The 350-nt window shown below is 60.3% G+C and carries 1 protein-coding gene; it reads left to right on the forward strand.

The features are described from left to right. On the forward strand, positions 1-350 hold a 350-nt coding region (locus tag ACQ4OB_RS27855), incomplete at both ends, for a DUF6531 domain-containing protein (protein ID WP_430956873.1).

Here is a 350-nt window from a genome sequence, read left to right on the forward strand (position 1 = left end):
CGGGTTTGGCTGGAGTCATTCGCTGTCGCATCGACTGGAAATCGACGGCGACAGCGTTATCTGGATCGACCACGAAAACCGCCGTACCACCTTTCCGTTACCGAATATCGAGCGCCCGGCGATTCACAACAGTCTGTCGCGGGCGGCGATTTATCTGGGTGACGAGCCGGAAGAACTGATCCTCGCCCAGGCGGGGGAAAAATCCCGGTTTTTCCATTTCCGCGCCGGGCGTCTGACGGCGATCAGCGATGCCTACGGCAATCGGCTGACGGTGCAGCGGGACATTTCTGACAGGATCAAGCGCCTCGACAACGGCGCCGGGCGCTCTCTTCTGTTGCGCTATGACCGCA

The organism is Pseudomonas sp. ES4, from assembly GCF_050586665.1.
Taxonomy (GTDB): Bacteria; Pseudomonadota; Gammaproteobacteria; order Pseudomonadales; family Pseudomonadaceae; genus Aquipseudomonas; species Aquipseudomonas frederiksbergensis.